Here is an 18675-nt window from a genome sequence, read left to right on the forward strand (position 1 = left end):
AGGATTGTAACCGGAGGATTGTCCACAGTCATGGTGCGCGGTGGTAGGATGTGATGATTCGTTCACCCGCGAGGCTGATTCATTCCATGCTCGGTTTTTTCAAGCGCAAGAAGCCCAAGGATAGCTCCCAAACACCAGACTCGGCCGAGAGCGAAGCATTAACGGACGACACCAGCGATGTCGTCGATGACACGACCGCCGAGGCCGCTGAGCTGCGCCAGCCGGAGGCCGTAGACGACGTTGCTGCGCCGACTGCCGAACCTCCCGTCGAGGCCCCTGATGAACCGCCCGTCGAGACGCCGGATCCGCCCGTCGAAAAGCCCGTCAGGGCCGCGCTCCAGGAAAAGCCTGGAAGCAGCGGCACGGCCGGAAAGGATATGGTTGGAAAAGACACGGCCGGAAAAGAAAAGGCCGGCTGGTTCTCGCGCATGCGGGCGGGGCTCGGCAAGACCCGGGCGAGCTTCACCGAGGGCGTGGCTGGGCTGTTCCTCGGCAGCAAGCAGATCGACGATGACCTCATGGAGGAGCTGGAGACCCAGCTGCTGATGGCCGACGTGGGGATCGAGGCCACCACCGAGATCATCGATCGCCTCACCGATCGCGTGTCGCGCAAGGAGCTCAAGGAGCCGCAGGCCCTCTATCGCGCGCTGCAGGAAGAGCTCTCCGGCATGCTCGAGCCAGTCACCCGGCCGCTCGTCTTACCTCCCAAGGGAAGTGGGCCTTTCGTCATCCTGGTGGTGGGGGTCAATGGCGTGGGCAAGACTACCACCATCGGCAAGCTGACCCAGCGCTTCCAGCGTGAGGGCCGCAGCGTAATGCTGGCGGCCGGCGACACCTTCCGTGCCGCCGCCGTTGAGCAGCTTCAGGTATGGGGCGAGCGCAACAGCGTGCCGGTGATCGCCCAGCATAGCGGGGCCGATAGCGCCTCGGTGGTCTTCGACGCCGTGGCCGCCGCCAAGGCGCGCAAGATCGATGTGTTGATCGCCGACACTGCCGGCCGTCTGCACAACAAGGCGCACCTGATGGAAGAGCTCAAGAAGGTCCACCGTGTTATGGGCAAGCTCGATGACACCGCGCCCCACGAGGTGATGCTGGTGCTCGATGCCGGCACCGGTCAGAACGCCATCTCTCAGGCCAGTACTTTCAACGAGGCGGTGCCGATCACCGGCATCACCCTGACCAAGCTCGACGGTACCGCCAAGGGCGGCATCATCTTCGCCCTGGCTAAGCAGCTTGGCACACCGATCCGCTTCATCGGGGTTGGTGAGTCGCTGGACGACCTGCGCCCCTTCGTGGCCACCGAGTTCGTCGATGCCCTGTTCGACCGGGAAAGAGCAGACGCCGAGGGATGATTGCCTTCGAGCACGTCGGCAAGCGCTATGGAGGTCGTTTCGAGGCGCTCGCCAATATTGATTTTCGTGTGCGGCGCGGCGAGATGGTGTTTCTCACTGGCCATTCCGGCGCCGGCAAGAGTTCGCTGCTGCGCCTGGTCATGCGGCTGGAGCGGCCGAGCCGAGGCCGTGTGATGGTGGCTGGCCACGACATCGATCGTCTGCATCATAGCCAGGTCCCGTTCTATCGCCGCCAGATCGGCGTGGTCTTCCAGGATCATCAGCTACTTTTCGATCGATCCATCTACCACAACGTCGCGCTGCCGTTGGAGATCCAGGGCATCGAACCCCGCGAGGCATCACGCCGCGTGCGGGCATCGCTGGACAAGGTAGGACTCTTGCACCGCGAAAAGGCGCTGCCCATCGAGCTTTCCAGCGGTGAGCAGCAGCGCGTGGGCATTGCCCGGGCGGTGGTAAACACCCCGGCGCTGCTGTTGGCCGACGAGCCTACCGGCAATCTCGACCCTCAGCTTTCCGCCGACATCATGGCGCTCTTCGAAGACTTCAACCGCATCGGCACCACGGTCATGGTGGCCAGTCATGACCTGGCACTGATTGCGCGGCTGCGCCATCGGGTGCTGCGCCTGAGCGACGGCCGTCTGGTGGCCGACGAGGAGGCGGCTTGAGTCCCAAGCCCACTCGACCGTCGCCCCGGGGCGCACAGAGCCAGCGTGCCCGCTCGGGTAACCGCTTGCGCGGCTGGGCCCGCCATCACCGCGCCATGAGCCTGGACAGCGCGCGCCGTCTACTTCGCCATCCTATTGGCAGTCTGATGACCATGCTGGCCATCGCCATTGCCTTGGTGCTGCCTGCCGCGCTATGGCTGACGCTGGATAGCGCTCGGCTGCTCGATGCCGAGCTCACCGAGAGCGCGACCCTCACTGCTTACCTGACCTCCCCGGTGGACGATGGCGAAGCGAAGCGTATCGAGGAGGCCTTGGCCGCCCAGAATGGCGTGGCCAGCACCCGGCTAATCACGGCGGCCGAGGGCATGGCCGAGTTCCAGGCCTCGCTGGGCCTGGATGATGCCCTGGCGCGACTCGAGGATAATCCGCTCCCGGCCAGTGTCGTGGTGACCCCGGGGGATGCCTCACCCGACGCAGTTCAGCAACTGGCCGATGCCCTCGAGGCGATTGCTGGTGTCGAGGAGGTGCGCCTGGATCTGGCCTGGATCGAGCGGTTGCGCCACCTGGCCGAGCTGGGGCGCCGCGTCGCCCTGGCGCTGGCGGTGCTGTTCGGGTCGGGCGTATTGCTGGTGGTCGGCAATACCATCCGCCTGGCGGTGGAGAGCCGGCGTCAGGAGATCGAAGTGGTGACGCTGATCGGCGCTACTCATGCCTTCGTGCGTCGGCCTTTTCTTTACAGCGGCGCCTGGTATGGCCTGGGGGGCGGCTTGATCGCCTGGGGCCTGTTGACGCTAGGCAGCGATTGGCTCGCGGCGCCGGTCGCGGCGCTGGCGGGAAGCTACGGGGCGAGCTTCAGCCTGCCTCGATTAGCGTTGTCCAGCTCGGCAATACTGCTAGCATGTAGTACACTATTGGGTCTGCTGGGGGCCTGGATTGCGGTGAGTCGACATCTCGCCGAAATACGGCCACGGTAAAACGAATTCGCCAGTCAATCGGCGAAAGCAGCGAAGACGCGGTCGCCCCGAGTGAGGCTGGGCTCCTGGGTCAATCATCGCTGAATTGTCGGAACCTTTGGCGGCTGCCGCTCTCAAAGGTCGCGAAACCTGTACATCATTCTGTACGTCATATTAGGGCCAGGTATTTGAGATTGGATACGTATTTGGGCTTCGAAAGGGAGACATCCTGCATATGAGCACCAGTCTTCTGCCAGTGGGCCAGTTATCGCCGGGGCGTGACCTTAACGGGTACATCCAGTCGGTCAACCGCATACCGATGCTGTCCGCCGACGAGGAGCGAGACTTGGCCTTCCGTCTGCATGACGAGGGCGATCTTGAGGCGGCGCGTCGCCTGGTGCTGTCGCACCTGCGCTTCGTCGTGCACATCGCGCGAAGCTATTCCGGCTATGGATTGCCGCAGGCCGACCTGATTCAGGAAGGCAATGTGGGATTGATGAAGGCCGTCAAGCGCTTCGACCCCAACCAGGGGGTGCGGTTGGTGTCCTTTGCCGTGCACTGGATCAAGGCCGAGATTCACGAATTCGTGCTACGTAACTGGCGCATCGTGAAAATCGCCACGACCAAGGCCCAGCGCAAGTTGTTCTTCAATCTGCGCGGTGCCAAGAAGCGGCTGTCGTGGTTGAACACCAGCGAGGTCGAGGCAATTGCCAAGGATCTTGATGTCAAGCCTGAGGTGGTGCGCGAAATGGAAGGGCGCCTGTCGGCTCACGATGCCGGTTTCGACGCCGCACCGAACGATGACGAAGAGTCCACCTATCAGGCGCCGGTTCACTACCTCGATGATGCCTCCGGTGACCCGGCGACCCAACTCGAGGACAGCGACTGGGAAGGCGACGCTACACGACGCCTCCAGCTCGCCCTGGAGACATTGGACGAGCGCTCACGGGACATCCTGCAGCGGCGCTGGCTGAGTGACCATAAGTCGACGCTTCACGATCTGGCCGACGTCTATGGCATTTCGGCCGAGCGCATTCGTCAGCTCGAGAAGAACGCCATGAAGAAGATACGCCACCAGATCGGCGACGCCCTGGTCGCCTGAGCCTCGACGGCATCGCCCGATCGATTTTCCCGATAGACATTCGTTCTGGGGGTGTCGTCTTGAGAGTATAAGCCCTGGCCTTGGTCGGGGCTTTTGCGTGTGTGGTTCTTGCGTTGACGAGGCTCAGATATGCTGCGGTGCGTCCTGCAACAGCTGGGACGACAGCAGTCGCCACTGGTCATCCCAGTGTGCAGTGGGGTGGTGGCGGAAATCGCTGCGCACGTACTGGGAGATTTGTCCCTCGGCATAGGCCAGCAACAGGTTGGCCGTGGCCGACACCGTCAGGGAGGTACGCCGTCCCTCGCGGAGTTCCGCCTCCCGCAAGATCTGCTTGAACTGCGTCTCGAGCCGTTCGAAGAGCTGGTGAATGCGCAGCCGCAGACGGGCAGTCTCGCCGGTCAGGGCGTCGCCGCCGAGCAGTCGCGACAGGCCCGGATTCTTCTCGGCAAAGGCCAGCACCAGGATGAGTATTCTGCCGCAGCGCGGTATCGCCTCGGTTTCCTCTTCGAGGATGCGATTAATGCGCGCGAAGAGCGTCTCCTCAATGAAGGCGATGAGCCCTTCGAACATGCGCGCCTTGCTCGGAAAGTGGCGATATAGCGCGGCCTCCGAGACGCCGACCTGGCGTGCCAGGGCGGCGACGGTGATGCGCTTGCCGCTGTCTTCCTGAAGCATCAGCGCCAACGCCTGCAAGATCTGCTCGCGGCGCGTGGGAGTGGGATTTTCCTGCGTCATGTGCGTCTTTTCTTTTATAGGGGTCGCTTCATCCTAATGGGGGCCTTGGCTCGGCGCAAAGCGCGGGGCACCGTCAGGCTTACTGCGCCTGCATGTCGCGGGTGTTGTCGGTGATCAGGGTGCCGACCCCAGCGTTGGTGAAGATCTCAAGTAAGGTAGCGTGTGGCACGCGTCCGTCGATGATGTGCGCGCTCTTCACCCCGCCTTTCACCGCGTCCAGCGCGCAACGGATCTTGGGCAACATGCCGCCATGGATGCTGCCGTCGGCGATCAGGGCATCCACCTGGGCGGTGGTCAGCCCGGTCAGCACCTCGCCCTCGGCGTTCATCAGTCCAGCCACGTTGGTCAGTAGCATCAGTTTCTCGGCGCCGAGCGCCTCGGCCACCTTGCCGGCCACCAGATCGGCATTGATGTTGTAGCTATGCCCATCGGCGTCGACGCCGATGGGGGCGATCACCGGGATGAAGTCGCGTTCGGCCAGCATCTCGATCAGCTCGGTGGAAATGTGCTCCACCTCGCCGACATGCCCGATGTCGATGATCTCAGGGGCAGTCATCTCGGGACTCTGATGTTCCACCTTGAGCTGGCGGGCGCGAATCTGGGCGCCGTCCTTGCCGGTCAGCCCGATCGCCTTGCCACCACACTGGTTGATCAGGTTGACGATGCCCTTGTTGACCAGTCCGCCGAGGACCATCTCGACCACGTCCATGGTTTCGGCATCGGTGACCCGCATGCCATTGACGAAGCGCGACTCGATATTGAGCCGCTTCAGAAGATCGCCGATTTGCGGTCCGCCGCCATGGACCACGACCGGGTTGATGCCGACTTCCTTCATCAACACCATGTTGCGGGCGAAGGAGTCGATCAGGGCGTCCTCGGTCATGGCATTGCCGCCATACTTAACCACCACCGTCTTGCCGGAGAAACGCTGGATGTAGGGCAGTGCCTCCGAAAGCACCTCGACGGTCAGTTGCGGGTCGCGGGGCTGTTGCTCGGTCATGGCGGGTCCTTGTTGTGCATAAAACGTTAAGCATAAATCGTTGAGCATCAATCGTGTAGCGTGAGGCGCCCCATCAGAAAGGCAACGCGAGCTCGGGAGCGACCCGGGAAAGGGCGTCGCCGAAGCGGCGCTGGACGCGCTCGAGTGCGGCCTCGCTCTTGCCCTCGAAGCGCAACACCAGCACCGGTGTGGTGTTGGAGGCGCGGCACAGGCCCCAGCCATCGGGGTAGTCGACGCGAATGCCGTCCAGGGTGGTCTTGATGCCGTCGTCACCGAAATCGCCTTCACGGGCCAGCCTGGCCACCAGGTCGAACTTGGCCTCGTCGGTGACGGTGATATTGATCTCGGGCGTGCTGAGATCCTGGGGGAAGCGGGCGAAGAAGGTATCGGCATCGACGGTCTGCTTCGACAGGACCTCCAGCAGGCGGGCGGCGGCGTAGAGCCCGTCGTCGAAACCGTACCAGCGCTCGCGGAAGAAGATATGACCGCTCATCTCGCCGGCGAGCAGGGCGCCGGTTTCCTTCATGCGCGCCTTGATCAGCGAATGGCCGGTGCGCCACATCTCGGGCTCGCCGCCGGCTTCCTCGATGACCCGGGTCAGATTGCCGGTGCACTTGACGTCGAAGATTACCTTGGCGCCGGCATTGCGCGACAGCATGTCCTCGGCGAAGGCCATCAGCAGGTGGTCGGGGTAGATCAGCTTGCCGCTGGGGGTGATGACGCCCAGGCGGTCGCCGTCGCCGTCGAAGGCCAGGCCGATGTCGGCGCCGCTCGCCTGCACCTCGCGGATCAGGTCCTGGAGGTTCTCGGGCTTGCCGGGGTCCGGATGATGGTTGGGAAAGGTGCCGTCGATCTCGGCGAACAGCGGCAGGGTCTCGGCCCCGAGCCGCTCGACGAGCTGAGGACCCAGTTCGCCGGCCACACCGTTACCACAGTCCACCACGGCCTTGAGCGGCCGGGCGAGGGTGACGTCACCGAGGATGCGCGCCAGATAGGCCTCGCGAACATCTTCCTGGCGAACACTGCCCTGGCCCTCGGCCAAATCGTCCTGCTGGATGCGCTGGTACAGGGCGGTGATGGCTTCGCCGGAAAGCGTCTCGCCGCCGAGCACGATCTTGAAGCCGTTGTAGTCGGGGGGGTTATGGCTCCCCGTGACCATCACGCCGGAGGCGGTGCCTTCCAGAACGTGAGTCGCGTAATAAAGCACCGGGGTCGGCACCATGCCGATATCGACGACGTCGCGACCGCTCGCGGTCAGGCCCCGGGTCAAGGCGTCCTGCAGGCGAGGGCCGGACAGGCGGCCGTCGCGCGCCACCACCACCGTGGAGTCGCCACGAGCGGCGGCTTCGCTGCCGATGGCGCGGCCGATCGACTCGACGCTTGCCTCGGTGAGGGTCTCGTCGACGATGCCGCGGATGTCATAGGCGCGAAAGATCGAGGCGGGAACGCTCTGGGGGCGTTGTTCGGTCATGGCGTCGATTCCTGTTGACTAGATGAAAAAGCTTGAGTGCTTGAAAAAAGTTTGACGTCTTGAGGACTTAGTGTCTTCCCGAACTGCCGAAGCCATCGTCGCCTCGGGCACTGCTGACAAAGTCGTTGACGACATCAAGCTCGGCCTGCACCACGGGTACGATCACATACTGTGCCAGGCGCTCGAAGGGCTCCAGAGTGAAGGCGCGATCGCTGCGGTTCCATACCGACACCATCAGCTCGCCCTGATAGTCCGAATCGATCAAGCCCACCAGGTTGCCGAGCACGATGCCGTGTTTATGGCCAAGCCCCGAGCGCGGCAGGATCATGCCGGCGAGGTTCGGGTTGTCGAGATGCATGGCGAGCCCGGTGCGCACCAGCTCGCACTGGCCTGGCGAAAGCGTCAGCGGGGCGTCGAGCAGGGCGCGCAGGTCCATGCCGGCGGAGCCGTCGGTCGTGTAGTGGGGCAGGTAGTCGGCCATGCGGGGGTCGAGCAGTTTGACGGCCAGGCGAGGCCGCGGTGAAGTGTGGGGCATTGAAGCGTCCAGGGTCGGGTTCGAATCAGGGGCTGCGCCTTGCCTGGAGGCAATGTAGCGCGCGTCGGATCACGGTGAGTGCCAGTTGCGATTTGGGCTGGGAGGGCAGGTCGTCGCGACCCAGGCGGTCGCTGCCCTGCCACGCCCCATCCTGCCAGCGTCCTTCGCGCCACAGCAGCAGGGCGGCATTGTCGTCGGCGCCGAAGCCGCCTCCGGCGCGCGAGACGTCATTGGCGACGATCATGTCGAGCTTCTTGCGCAGCAGCTTGTCGCGGGCGTAGGTCTCGAGCTCGCGGGTCTCGGCGGCAAACCCCACCACCAGCGGCCATGGTCCGTCATCGGGGCGGCGGGCGGCGACGCCGGCGATGATGTCGGGGTTCTTGACCAGACGCAGGGTCAGCCCCTCGTCGTCCTCGCGCTTCTTGATCTTGTGCTCGGCGGCGGCTTCGGCACGGTAGTCGGCCACTGCCGCGCAGCCGATGAAGATGTCGCTGTCCTCGGCAAGGCGGTCGGCGGCTTCGGCCATGTCGAGCGCCGTCTCCACGTCGAATCGCTCGATCCCTTCCGGCGTGGGCAGCGCGACCGGCCCGCTGATCAGCCTGACCCGGGCACCAAGCGAGGCGGCGGCCGTGGCGAGCGCATAGCCCATCTTGCCGGAGCTGTGGTTGGAGAGATAACGTACCGGATCGAGAGGCTCACGGGTGGGACCGGCGGTGATCGTGATGGTCAGGCCCATGGCCTCATGTGAAGCATTTAGTGTGGCCATCGTGGCGTTGGATATCCCGGCAGGCGCGGTATCGGGGGCCATAGGAGAGGTCGGCGCGGCATCGGGTGCCATAGAGAGCAGGGCCGCGAGGATCGCTTCAGGCTCCATCATGCGCCCCGGACCCACGTCGCCACAGGCCTGGTCGCCGCTCGAGGGGCCGAGCAGGCGCCAGCCATCGGCCTCGAGTCGCGCCGCATTGCGATGCGTGGCGGGATGTCGCCACATCGCCTGGTTCATCGCCGGTGCCATCACCTTGTGGGCGTCGCTCGCCAGGCATAGGGTGGTGAGCAGGTCATCGGCCATGCCGATGGCCAGGCGCGCCATCACATCGGCGGTGGCCGGCGCGATGAGGATGATATCGGCCCAGCGGGCCAGCTCGATATGCCCCATGCCGGCCTCGGCGTCGGGATCGAGCAGGGAGGTGCGCACGGCTTCCCCCGTCAATGCCTGTAGTGTCATTGGCGCGATGAACGCCCGGGCGCCCTCGGTCATGACCACGCGCACTTCGGCACCCGACTGCTTAAGCAGTCGGGCGAGCGTTGCGCTCTTGTAGGCGGCAATACCGGCACTGATTCCGAGCAATATGTGGCGGCCCGCGATCGGCCGGTCGCCGGCGTTCTCCGGGCCAGGCAACGTTGACATGGCAATATCCGAACGGAAATACGATGGGCCCAGCTTACCATCGCCGCCCGATATTGCGTAGCGAACGGGCCGACGGCGAGTGGCAGCGAATAACGACTAACAGCCATCTGGGACAAGTAGGGAGATATCCATGGCGATTCGTGACTGGCCCGAAGGGGAACGCCCCCGAGAGAAATTGCTGGCGCTGGGGTCGCCTGCCTTATCCGATGCGGAGCTGCTGGCGATATTTCTGCGCGTGGGCGTCCAGGGACGCTCGGCGGTGGATCTGGCGCGCGATCTACTCGCCGCCTTCGGGGGCCTGCGTCAGCTGCTGGAGGCCGACCAGACGCGCTTTTGCGCCGAACACGGGCTGGGCACGGCCAAGTTCGTACAGCTTCAGGCCACACTGGAGCTGTCGCGCCGCCATCTGGCGAGCCAGCTGGCGCGAGGCGATGCGCTGACGTCGCCGTCGTTGGTTCGGGCCTATCTTGCCTCGCAGCTGCGCCATCTCGGCCACGAAGAATTCGCGGCGCTCTTTCTCGACAGCCAGCACCAGGTGATCCTCTACGAATCGTTGTTTCGCGGCACCCTCAACAGTGCCTCGGTCTACCCGCGGGAGGTCGCGCGCCGGGCGCTGGAACTCGGGGCCGGGGCGATCATCTTTGCCCATAATCATCCCTCGGGGATCGCCGAGCCAAGCGATGCCGATCGGCGCATTACCGAGCGGCTGCGCGAGGCGCTGGGGCTCTTCGAGATTCGGGTACTGGACCATTTCGTGGTGGGCGATGGCGAGGTGGTCTCGTTCGCCGAACGTGGCTGGCTGTGACGTAGCGCCGTGCCGGGGCACGGCAGAAACGGGGCGACGCTTGCCAATCGACGAGGTCTCTGATATAAAGTGCCACCTTTGAATTCCCTTGGGCCAAATATTGCGGGATCTCCCCGGTTTGCCCGACAGGTTTTGAACACTCAGGTATAAACACCTGGCCAAGCGGTTGGAGGCTCCAATGTCCAAAGTATGTCAGGTTACCGGCAAGCGCCCGGTGACTGGTAACAACGTTTCACACTCCCAGCGCAAGACCCGCCGTCGTTTCTTGCCGAATCTGCATAGCCATCGTTTCTGGGTAGAGTCCGAGAATCGCTTCGTCAAGCTGCGTATCTCTTCCAAGGGCATGCGCGTCATCGACAAGAAAGGCATCGAGGCGGTGCTGAGTGACATTCGCAAGCGCGGCGACGCTGTCTAAGCGATCCATCCAGGGAGGCAACACTGATGCGTGACAAGATTAGAATGGTGTCCAGCGCCGGTACCGGCCATTTCTACACCACCGACAAGAACAAGCGGAACACGCCGGACAAGCTCGAAATGAAGAAATTCGACCCGACGATCCGCAAGCACGTGATGTACAAGGAAGCCAAGATCAAGTAGGTCGTTCGCGACCACGGATCGCTTCCACCGCAGGTGATATGCCTGTCCTCCTGAACCCGGCCCTGCGGTCGGGTTCAGGCGTTTCCGATCCCTTTCTCGAGTGCCGGTCGTCATGCCAGAACTGCCCGAAGTCGAGACGACACGCCGCGGTATCGCGCCCCATGTTGAGGGCCGCGAGATTGTGGAGGTCATCGTGCGCGAGTCGCGCCTGCGCGTGCCGGTGCCAGTGGATCTAGTCGAACGGCTGGTGGGCGCGCGAATCGGCTTGCTGTCGCGCCGCGCCAAGTATCTGCTGCTGCCACTCTCCCCGCCAGGGCTGGGTGACGGGGCGGCGACGCTTCTGTGGCACCTGGGCATGTCGGGCAGCCTGCGTATGGTGCGTCTCGGTGAGCTGCCGAGGAAGCATGACCATGTCGATCTGGTGCTCGACGACGGCTTCATCCTGCGCTATCACGATCCCCGTCGCTTCGGCTTCATCGACTGGCTACAGGGGAGCGTCGACACCGATCCCCGCCTGGCCCGGCTGGGGCCCGAGCCGCTTTCCGAGGCCTTCGACGGCGCGCGGCTGTTCGCGTTCTCGCGTCGTCGTCGCCTGGCAGTGAAGCCGTTCCTGATGGATAACGCCACAGTGGTGGGGGTGGGCAACATCTACGCTGCCGAGGCGCTGTTCCTGGCCGGCATCGACCCGTGTCGGCCGGCGGGCGGCATTTCCCGCCAGCGCTACGATCGCCTGGCGGGCGCGGTGCGCGAGGTGCTGGCCGCGGCCATCACCCAGGGCGGCACAACCCTACGTGACTTTGTCGGCGGCACCGGCGAGCCCGGCTATTTCAAGCAGCGCCTCAACGTCTACGGTCGCCATGGCCAGGCTTGCCGGCGCTGCGGCAACGAATTGCGCCTGGTGTCCCTGGGACAGCGAGCCAGCGTGTTCTGCGCTCGATGCCAGACCTGACGCTGAACGACCCACTCTTTCAAGAGATCCTCCCATGACCATGACCCGTTCCCTGCGCCTCAAGAAAAACGCCGACCGTCGTCTCAAGGCCGGCCACCTTTGGCTGTACTCCAACGAGATCGACATGGCGGTGACCCCGATCAAGGACATCCCGGCCGGCGAGCAGGTCGTGGTGGAGGCCGCCAACGGCAAGGCCATGGGGGTGGCCTACGTCAATCCACATTCGCTTATCTGTGCTCGTCTGGTCTCCCGCGACCCCAAGCAGGGTCTCGACCGTTCGTTGCTGGTCCACCGTCTCAACCAGGCCCTGGCGCTGCGTCAGCGGCTCTTCGACAAGCCTTTCTATCGTCTCGTGCACGGCGAAGGCGACCTGCTGCCGGGGTTGATCGTCGATCGCTATGGCGATGTGGTGGTCCTGCAGCTCAATACGGCCGGCATGCAGGCCGTGGTGGACGAACTGCTCGACGCGCTGGACAAGGTGCTGTCGCCGCGGGTAGTGGTGCTGCGCAATGACACCAGCGGGCGGCGTCTCGAGGGCCTCGAGTCGACCATCGAGGTGGTGAAGGGCGAGCTGGCCGAGCCGGTGTTGATGGAAGAGAACGGCGTGCGGTTCAGCGCGCCGGTACTCGACGGCCAGAAGACCGGCTGGTTCTTCGATCACCGCACCAACCGCGCCTGGCTCAACGGCCTGGTGGGGGGCAAGCGGGTGCTGGACCTGTTCAGCTACGTGGGTGGCTGGGGCGTGCAGGCGGCCGCCAACGGCGCCAGTGAGGTGCTCTGCGTGGACTCGTCCAGCGCCGCCCTCGAGCGCGTCGCCGAGAACGCCGCCCTTAACGGCCTTGATGAGCGAGTGTCGGTCGGCGAGGGCGACGCCTTCGAGGTGCTCGCGGCGCTCAAGGCCGAGGGCGAAGTGTTCGACGTGGTGATCCTCGACCCGCCCGCCTTCATCCGCAAGCGCAAGGACATGCCGGCCGGCGAGCGCGCCTATGGCAAGCTCAATCGTGAGGCGATGCGTCTGCTCGGTCGCGACGGGCTGCTGCTTTCGGCCTCCTGTTCCATGCATTTGGCGCCTGAGCGTCTGATCGATGTCGTGCGCGGGGCGGTGCGCCATCAGGACCGCCAAGGGCAGCTCATCTTCCAGGGCCACCAGGGCCCGGACCATCCGGTGCATCCGGCGATTCCGGAAACCGCCTATCTGAAGGCCCTGGGCGTTCGGGTGTACCGGGACTGAGCTTGTCATGACGCCTGCGTATGTCCGCGTTTTCGCGCATTCCAATGCGCTGCTGGTCAGCCACTTGCGCAATGTGCTGGCCGCGACGGGCATGCCGGTCGAGCTGCGCAACATGACCCTTGGTGGCGGTGCTGGTGAGTTGCCGCTGGGTGACTGCGAGCCTGAAGTGTGGGTGGCGCCCCATAACAGCGAGCGCGCCGAGGCGTTGATCAACGCCGCCCTCGCTGGCGAGAGCGACGAGCCCGAATGGATCTGTCACGGCTGTGGCGAGGCCCTGGACGGAGTGTTCGATACCTGCTGGCGATGTGGTCGGGCGAAGCCCTGAAGGCGAAGGTTAGGCGCGGCGAGTGAGGCTTTCTGTCAACGCATCCTTTCGTAGTAGGTTATTTGGCTTAAACGCGCGATTTGTCGTGTTTATTCCGTTCTTTGTTAGTCGCCCTTCATGTATCGACTGCCTGTGCTGTAATGGGGAGGAAAGTCACCCAACAACAGTTCGCAGGAGGCCGCCATGCAGATCGGCGTACCTAAGGAAATCAAGAACCATGAGTACCGCGTCGCCCTGACGCCGACCGGAGCGCGTGAACTGGTCGGCCGCGGTCATCAGGTCATCTTCCAGACCGGGGCCGGCGAAGGCGCCGGCTTTGCCGATGCGGACTACGCTGCCGTCGGCGCGGCCCTCGAGGCCGACGTGGCGAAGGTCTGGGGCGACGCCGAGCTGATCCTCAAGGTCAAGGAGCCCCAGGCGGAGGAGGTCGCGCGGCTGACGGCCGGCCAGACGCTATTTACCTACCTGCATCTGGCCGCCGAAGAAACGCTCACTCGCGGCCTGATGGAGAGCGGCGCCACCTGCATCGCCTACGAGACCATCACCGACCGCCAGGGCGGCCTGCCGCTGCTCGCGCCGATGAGCACCGTGGCCGGCCGCATGGCAGTGCAGGCGGGCGCCCACAGCTTGGAGAAGGCCCAGGGTGGGGCTGGCGTGCTGCTGCCCGGCGTGCCCGGGGTGCCCCCGGCCAAGGTAGCCGTGATAGGCGGCGGGGTGGTGGGCGAGAACGCCGCCCGCATGGCACTGGGTCTGGGCGCTGAAGTGACGGTACTGGACAAGTCGATCCCGCGTCTCGAGACCCTCGATGATCGCTATCAAGGACGCATGAAGACCGTGTTCTCCACCGCCGATGCCATCGACGAGGCGGTGCGTGACTCCGACTTGATCATCGGCGCCGTGCTGATCCCGGGTGCCGCGGCGCCCAAGCTGATCACCCGTGCCATGCTCGCCGACATGAAACCCGGCAGCGTGCTGGTCGATGTGGCCATCGACCAGGGCGGGTGTTTCGAGACCAGCAAGGCGACGACGCATGCCGAGCCGACTTATATCATCGATGGCATCGTGCATTACTGCGTGGCCAACATGCCCGGCGCCGTGGCACGCACCTCGACGCTGGCATTGACCAACGCCACGATGCCCTTCGTCCTCGCCCTGGCCGACAAGGGCTGGAAGCAGGCCCTGGCCGCCGATTCCCACTTCGCCGCCGGCCTCAACGTCCACAACGGCAAGGTGACCTACCAGGCCGTGGCGGACGCCTTTGGTCTGGATCGCGTGGACCACGCCTCGTTGTTGAAGTGAACGCCAGACAACACTGGTGCTGGCCCCGGTCGCCTTGGCCGGGGCTGCACGGTAAGATGGGGCCATTCGTCAACGCTCACGTAGAGTCCCATCGCTTCATGACCAAGACACGCGTTCTCACCGGTATCACCACCACCGGCACCCCGCACCTGGGCAACTATGTGGGGGCCATCAAGCCCGCTATCGCGGCGAGCCAGGACCCCAGCGTCCAGTCCTACTATTTTCTTGCCGACTTGCATGCACTGATCAAGTGTCAGGACCCTCAGCGGGTACAGGATTCGCGCCTGGAGATCGCCGCGACCTGGTTGGCGCTGGGGCTGGATACCGACAACGCCATCTTCTATCGCCAGTCGGATATCCCCGAGATTCCCGAGCTGACCTGGATGCTTTCCTGCGTGTGCGCCAAGGGGCTGATGAACCGGGCGCACGCCTACAAGGCGGCCGTGGCGGAAAACGAAGCCGCTGGTAATCAAGACCCCGATAAGGGGGTCACCATGGGGCTGTTCGGCTATCCGGTGCTGATGGCCGCTGACATTCTGATGTTCAATGCTCACAAGGTACCGGTCGGGCGTGATCAGATTCAGCACATCGAGATGGCCCGCGATATCGCTGGGCGTTTCAACCATCTCTACAAGGGGGAGTATTTCACCCTGCCCGATGCGGTGGTCGATCAACGCGTCGAAGTGCTCGGCGGGCTCGACGGGCGCAAGATGTCCAAGAGTTACAACAACACCATTCCGCTATTCGTCTCCGAAAAGAAGCTATTGAAGCTGGTGCGCAAGATCAAGACCAACTCGCTGGAGCCGGGCGAGCCCAAGGACCCGGCGACCTGCACCCTCTTCCAGATATTCTCGGCCTTCGCCACGGTCGACGAGACCGATGCCATGCGCGCCGAGTACGTGAACGGCATCGGCTGGGGCGAGGCCAAGAACCGGGTCTTCGAACTGCTCAACGAGCAGTTGCGCGAGCCTCGCGAACGCTACCAGGCGCTGATGGAAGATCCGGGCCATATCGAGCAGGTGTTGACCAGGGGCGCCGAACGTGCCCGTTCCGAGGCCGCGCCGTTGATGGAGAGGCTTCGCCACGCGGCGGGGTTGGGTCGATTCGTGTAAGAAGTGAGGGAGTGACGCTACAGGGCGCCTCCGGGCGCCCTGTAAAGTTCTGACATCTGTCTGGTGCACTATTTTGCCGGGCTTGCCACGCTGAAGGGATCGAACGAAGGAGGAATCTCCATGGCAACTGCAGTCGATGCGCTGCGCCCCCATCGCATCTCCCTGCTGCTGGGAATGGCGATACTGACCGGTGCCCTTGTCGTGGGAATCGCCTTCGATACTCGCCTGGGCCTTCTGATGCTGGTCGGCGCCGCACTCGGGGTGTCGCTCTACCATGCCGCTTTCGGCTTTACAGGCGCATGGCGAGTCTTCATCAGCGAGCGGCGAGGGCGTGGCCTTCGCGCCCAAATGGTGATGCTGGCCATCGCCGTGGTGCTGTTCTTTCCCGCGCTGGGAGCGGGAAGCCTTTGGGGACAGAGCGTGTCTGGCTTTGTCGCGCCAATCGGCGTCTCGGTGGTGGTGGGCGCCTTTCTGTTCGGCATCGGCATGCAACTCGGCGGCGGATGCGCTTCCGGCACCCTGTTCACCGCGGGCGGCGGCAACGCCCGCATGGTAATCACGCTGACCTTCTTCATTGTCGGCTCGCTGATCGGTACCGCCCACTTGTCATGGTGGATGGAGCGGCCAACCTTTCAACCCGTGTCATTGGTGCAGACGTTTGGAGCCGGTGGCGGTATCGCCGTAAGCCTGGGCCTGTTCGGTGCCATCGCCGCATTCACCGTGCTGATGGAGAAGCGCCGTCATGGCCAACTAGAGGAGGCACCACGCTTCGATCTTCGCGACCGGCGCTGGCTCACCGGCCCCTGGCCGCTGCTGCTGGGTGCGGTGGCACTGGCGTTGCTCAACTTTGCCACCCTGGCGCTGGCCGGCCGCCCCTGGGGTATCACCTCGGGATTCGCCCTGTGGGGCGCCAAGACCTACGAATTCCTCGGGGGCGACGTCAGCCAGTGGGGCTACTGGCAGAGCGCAAGCAATGCTGCGGCGCTGCAAGCCAGCGTGTGGAGCGATATCACCACGGTAATGAACGTAGGCATCATCCTCGGCGCCATGGTGGCCGCAACGCTGGCCGGGCGCTTCGCGCCGACCCTGCGTATCCCGCTCGGCTCTGTGCTGGCGGCGGCGCTTGGCGGGCTGATGCTGGGTTACGGGGCCCGCCTGGCTTTCGGCTGCAATATCGGCGCCTATTTCAGCGGTATTGCCTCGGGCAGCTTGCACGGCTGGGTGTGGTTGGTCGCGGGGTTCGCCGGCAACATGCTAGGCGTGCAGTTGCGCCCAATCTTCTTCGACCGCCCTCCCAGCGAGAGGACCCGGGCCAAGGTGAGCTGAGCGGAGCGCTGTGGTGTCCAGCATGCTAGAGTTGAGACCAAGACGCCAAGAAGAGTGTCAATGGCCCGTTCCAGTCACCGTATCGAGACGAGAGATGACCAACGAACAAAAGCGACCCCTCTATATTCCGTACGCCGGTCCTTCACTGCTGGAGATGCCACTGCTCAACAAGGGCAGCGCCTTCTCCCGCGAGGAACGCATCGAATTCAACCTGATCGGGCTGCTGCCGCAGAACGTGGAAACGATCGAGGAGCAGTCGGAGCGGGCCTATCGTCAGTACAGTCAGTGCCAAAACGATCTGGACAAGCACATTTACTTGCGCGCCATCCAGGATGACAACGAGACGCTCTACTACCGCCTGGTGACCGAGCACCTCGAGGAGATGCTGCCGATCATCTACACCCCCACGGTGGGCAAGGCGTGCGAAGAATTTTCCAACATCTACCGCAATCATCGGGGGCTGTTCATTAGTTACCCGGACCGCGATCGTATGGACGACATGCTGCGCAGCTCCACCAAGGACAAGGTCAAGGTGATCGTGGTCACCGACGGCGAACGCATCCTGGGGCTTGGCGACCAAGGCATCGGTGGCATGGGCATCCCCATCGGCAAGTTGGCGCTTTACACCGCCTGCGGCGGCATCAGCCCGGCCTACACCCAGCCGATCATGCTTGACGTGGGCACCAACAACCCAGCGCTGCTCGACGACCCCATGTACATGGGTTGGCGTCATGAGCGCGTCTCCCAGGATGAGTATGACGCCTTCATGGCCGAGTTCATCGTCGCGGTGAAGCGCCGCTGGCCGGGGGTGCTGCTGCAGTTCGAAGACTTCGCCCAGGCCAATGCCCTGCCGCTGTTGGAGCGCTATCGCAACGAGCTGTGCTGCTTCAACGACGACGTCCAGGGTACCGCCTCGATTTGCGTGGGTACGCTGATGGCCGCGTGTCAGGCGCGCGACGAAGGCATCGGCCAGCAGCGCGTGGTGTTCGTCGGGGCGGGGTCCGCCGGCTGCGGCATTGCCGAGCACGTGGTGGTGGCCATGCAAGCCGAGGGCTTGAGCGAGAAGGAGGCGCGAAACCGGGTCTACATGGTGGATCGGGAAGGACTGGTCACCGCAGAGCAGACCTGGCTGCACGACTTCCAGCGCCGTCTCGCGCATGCCCCCGAGCAGGCTGCTGGCTGGGGTGGTCAGGCGCTGCTGGAAGTGGTGCGCCAGATCAAGCCCACGGTGTTGATCGGTGTGTGCGGCATGCCGGGCATCTTTACCGAGGAAGTGGTTCGTACCATGCACGCCGGCTGTGAGCGTCCGCTGATCATGCCGCTTTCCAATCCCACGTCACGGGCCGAGGCAGTACCGGCAGACGTACTTGCCTGGACGGATGGCCAAGCGCTGGTAGCAACGGGCAGTCCTTTCCAGCCCGTGTTGCATGACGGCCATACCTATCGCATCGCCCAGTGCAATAATGCTTATATCTTTCCCGGCATCGGGCTTGGCGTGGTCGCCAGTGGTGCCAGGCGGATCACCGATGCCATGCTGATGTCTGCCTCGCGAGCGCTGGCGCGCGAGGCACCCATTGTCAAGCACGGGGAGGGCGCTCTATTGCCGCCGTTGAGCGACATCCGGGGGCTGAGCAAGGTGATCGCCTTCGATGTGGCGGCCCAGGCCCAGCAGGAAGGCATGGCGCTGAAGACGGACGGTACCAAGCTGCGTGACGCTATCGAGCGCCATAGTTGGATGCCGAGCTACCGCCGCTATCGGCGCCGCTCGTTCTAGGGCGCTGTCGGCGAACCACGGGCGTTTCCTGCTGTT

Annotated in this window: 19 protein-coding genes; 14 read left to right on the forward strand and 5 right to left on the reverse strand. The window is 64.1% G+C overall.

Annotated features, from left to right (window positions below):
- The first annotated feature begins 86 nt into the window (after positions 1–86).
- From ftsY to rpoH, 4 genes are all read left to right on the forward strand, one after another.
- Positions 87–1352: a signal recognition particle-docking protein FtsY gene (gene ftsY / locus KG088_RS05395; protein WP_213824596.1), complete on the forward strand. Its 1266-nt coding sequence runs from the start codon at positions 87–89 to the stop codon at positions 1350–1352.
- The gene (ftsE, locus tag KG088_RS05400; protein WP_213824480.1) at positions 1349–2017 is read left to right on the forward strand and encodes a cell division ATP-binding protein FtsE; all 669 of its coding nucleotides are present in this window, start codon (positions 1349–1351) and stop codon (positions 2015–2017) included. The genes ftsY and ftsE overlap by 4 nt, the downstream gene beginning before the upstream one ends.
- The gene (ftsX, locus tag KG088_RS05405; RefSeq protein WP_250148087.1) at positions 2014–2991 is read left to right on the forward strand and encodes a permease-like cell division protein FtsX; all 978 of its coding nucleotides are present in this window, start codon (positions 2014–2016) and stop codon (positions 2989–2991) included. Before ftsE ends, ftsX begins: the two co-directional genes overlap by 4 nt.
- Positions 2992–3205: 214 nt before the next feature.
- Entirely contained in the window at positions 3206–4072 is an 867-nt protein-coding gene (gene rpoH / locus KG088_RS05410; protein ID WP_213824481.1) for an RNA polymerase sigma factor RpoH, read from the forward strand.
- Between the two features lie 123 nt (positions 4073–4195).
- Here rpoH and slmA read toward each other — a convergent pair whose 3' ends face one another.
- The 5 genes from slmA to coaBC all read right to left on the reverse strand — a co-directional run bounded on the left by slmA (position 4196) and on the right by coaBC (position 9221).
- A complete protein-coding gene (gene slmA / locus KG088_RS05415; RefSeq protein WP_213824482.1) occupies positions 4196–4807 on the reverse strand; it encodes a nucleoid occlusion factor SlmA in 612 nt (203 codons plus the stop codon).
- Between the two features lie 79 nt (positions 4808–4886).
- The gene (argB, locus tag KG088_RS05420) at positions 4887–5807 is read right to left on the reverse strand and encodes an acetylglutamate kinase (RefSeq protein ID WP_213824483.1); all 921 of its coding nucleotides are present in this window, start codon (positions 5805–5807) and stop codon (positions 4887–4889) included.
- 73 nt (positions 5808–5880) lie between these two features.
- Positions 5881–7278: a phosphomannomutase/phosphoglucomutase gene (locus tag KG088_RS05425; RefSeq protein WP_213824484.1), complete on the reverse strand. Its 1398-nt coding sequence runs from the start codon at positions 7276–7278 to the stop codon at positions 5881–5883.
- 67 nt (positions 7279–7345) lie between these two features.
- Positions 7346–7813 carry a dUTP diphosphatase gene (dut, locus tag KG088_RS05430; RefSeq protein ID WP_213824485.1) on the reverse strand — a complete coding sequence of 156 codons (468 nt, stop codon included), beginning with the start codon at positions 7811–7813 and terminating at the stop codon, positions 7346–7348.
- Between the two features lie 25 nt (positions 7814–7838).
- Complete coding sequence (coaBC, locus tag KG088_RS05435) at positions 7839–9221, reverse strand: bifunctional phosphopantothenoylcysteine decarboxylase/phosphopantothenate--cysteine ligase CoaBC (protein ID WP_213824486.1); 1383 nt, start codon at positions 9219–9221, stop codon at positions 7839–7841.
- Between the two features lie 130 nt (positions 9222–9351).
- Between coaBC and radC the strand changes: the two genes are divergently transcribed.
- The 10 genes from radC to KG088_RS05485 all read left to right on the forward strand — a co-directional run bounded on the left by radC (position 9352) and on the right by KG088_RS05485 (position 18639).
- Positions 9352–10026, forward strand: a complete 675-nt coding sequence (gene radC, locus KG088_RS05440) for a RadC family protein (protein WP_213824487.1) — start codon at positions 9352–9354, stop codon at positions 10024–10026.
- 178 nt (positions 10027–10204) lie between these two features.
- Positions 10205–10441 carry a 50S ribosomal protein L28 gene (rpmB, locus tag KG088_RS05445; protein WP_213824488.1) on the forward strand — a complete coding sequence of 79 codons (237 nt, stop codon included), beginning with the start codon at positions 10205–10207 and terminating at the stop codon, positions 10439–10441.
- Positions 10442–10467: 26 nt separating this feature from the next.
- Entirely contained in the window at positions 10468–10623 is a 156-nt protein-coding gene (gene rpmG, locus KG088_RS05450) for a 50S ribosomal protein L33 (protein ID WP_092522892.1), read from the forward strand.
- A 112-nt stretch (positions 10624–10735) separates the two neighbouring features.
- Positions 10736–11572 carry a bifunctional DNA-formamidopyrimidine glycosylase/DNA-(apurinic or apyrimidinic site) lyase gene (gene mutM, locus KG088_RS05455; RefSeq protein ID WP_213824489.1) on the forward strand — a complete coding sequence of 279 codons (837 nt, stop codon included), beginning with the start codon at positions 10736–10738 and terminating at the stop codon, positions 11570–11572.
- 40 nt (positions 11573–11612) lie between these two features.
- A complete protein-coding gene (locus KG088_RS05460) occupies positions 11613–12803 on the forward strand; it encodes a class I SAM-dependent rRNA methyltransferase (RefSeq protein ID WP_213824598.1) in 1191 nt (396 codons plus the stop codon).
- Between the two features lie 7 nt (positions 12804–12810).
- Positions 12811–13128: a putative signal transducing protein gene (locus KG088_RS05465; protein ID WP_213824490.1), complete on the forward strand. Its 318-nt coding sequence runs from the start codon at positions 12811–12813 to the stop codon at positions 13126–13128.
- A gap of 183 nt (positions 13129–13311) precedes the next feature.
- Complete coding sequence (gene ald / locus KG088_RS05470; RefSeq protein ID WP_213824491.1) at positions 13312–14427, forward strand: alanine dehydrogenase; 1116 nt, start codon at positions 13312–13314, stop codon at positions 14425–14427.
- Between the two features lie 98 nt (positions 14428–14525).
- Positions 14526–15539: a tryptophan--tRNA ligase gene (trpS, locus tag KG088_RS05475; protein WP_213824492.1), complete on the forward strand. Its 1014-nt coding sequence runs from the start codon at positions 14526–14528 to the stop codon at positions 15537–15539.
- A 120-nt stretch (positions 15540–15659) separates the two neighbouring features.
- Positions 15660–16865: a YeeE/YedE family protein gene (locus KG088_RS05480; RefSeq protein WP_213824493.1), complete on the forward strand. Its 1206-nt coding sequence runs from the start codon at positions 15660–15662 to the stop codon at positions 16863–16865.
- Between the two features lie 94 nt (positions 16866–16959).
- The gene (locus tag KG088_RS05485; protein WP_213824494.1) at positions 16960–18639 is read left to right on the forward strand and encodes an NAD-dependent malic enzyme; all 1680 of its coding nucleotides are present in this window, start codon (positions 16960–16962) and stop codon (positions 18637–18639) included.
- The last annotated feature ends 36 nt before the right edge of the window (positions 18640–18675 follow it).

The sequence above is a fragment of the Halomonas jincaotanensis genome, assembly GCF_018448785.1.
Classification (GTDB): Bacteria; Pseudomonadota; Gammaproteobacteria; order Pseudomonadales; family Halomonadaceae; genus Halomonas; species Halomonas jincaotanensis.

Coding starts and splice junctions, on each gene's coding strand:
- ftsY (WP_213824596.1), top strand. CDS start 87: ATGCTCGGTTTTTTCAAGCGCAAGAAGCCCAAGGATAGCTCCCAAACA.
- ftsE (WP_213824480.1), top strand. CDS start 1,349: ATGATTGCCTTCGAGCACGTCGGCAAGCGCTATGGAGGTCGTTTCGAG.
- rpoH (WP_213824481.1), top strand. CDS start 3,206: ATGAGCACCAGTCTTCTGCCAGTGGGCCAGTTATCGCCGGGGCGTGAC.
- slmA (WP_213824482.1), bottom strand. CDS start 4,807: ATGACGCAGGAAAATCCCACTCCCACGCGCCGCGAGCAGATCTTGCAG.
- argB (WP_213824483.1), bottom strand. CDS start 5,807: ATGACCGAGCAACAGCCCCGCGACCCGCAACTGACCGTCGAGGTGCTT.
- KG088_RS05425 (WP_213824484.1), bottom strand. CDS start 7,278: ATGACCGAACAACGCCCCCAGAGCGTTCCCGCCTCGATCTTTCGCGCC.
- dut (WP_213824485.1), bottom strand. CDS start 7,813: ATGCCCCACACTTCACCGCGGCCTCGCCTGGCCGTCAAACTGCTCGAC.
- coaBC (WP_213824486.1), bottom strand. CDS start 9,221: ATGTCAACGTTGCCTGGCCCGGAGAACGCCGGCGACCGGCCGATCGCG.
- radC (WP_213824487.1), top strand. CDS start 9,352: ATGGCGATTCGTGACTGGCCCGAAGGGGAACGCCCCCGAGAGAAATTG.
- rpmB (WP_213824488.1), top strand. CDS start 10,205: ATGTCCAAAGTATGTCAGGTTACCGGCAAGCGCCCGGTGACTGGTAAC.
- rpmG (WP_092522892.1), top strand. CDS start 10,468: ATGCGTGACAAGATTAGAATGGTGTCCAGCGCCGGTACCGGCCATTTC.
- mutM (WP_213824489.1), top strand. CDS start 10,736: ATGCCAGAACTGCCCGAAGTCGAGACGACACGCCGCGGTATCGCGCCC.
- KG088_RS05460 (WP_213824598.1), top strand. CDS start 11,613: ATGACCCGTTCCCTGCGCCTCAAGAAAAACGCCGACCGTCGTCTCAAG.
- KG088_RS05465 (WP_213824490.1), top strand. CDS start 12,811: ATGACGCCTGCGTATGTCCGCGTTTTCGCGCATTCCAATGCGCTGCTG.
- ald (WP_213824491.1), top strand. CDS start 13,312: ATGCAGATCGGCGTACCTAAGGAAATCAAGAACCATGAGTACCGCGTC.
- trpS (WP_213824492.1), top strand. CDS start 14,526: ATGACCAAGACACGCGTTCTCACCGGTATCACCACCACCGGCACCCCG.
- KG088_RS05480 (WP_213824493.1), top strand. CDS start 15,660: ATGGCAACTGCAGTCGATGCGCTGCGCCCCCATCGCATCTCCCTGCTG.
- KG088_RS05485 (WP_213824494.1), top strand. CDS start 16,960: ATGACCAACGAACAAAAGCGACCCCTCTATATTCCGTACGCCGGTCCT.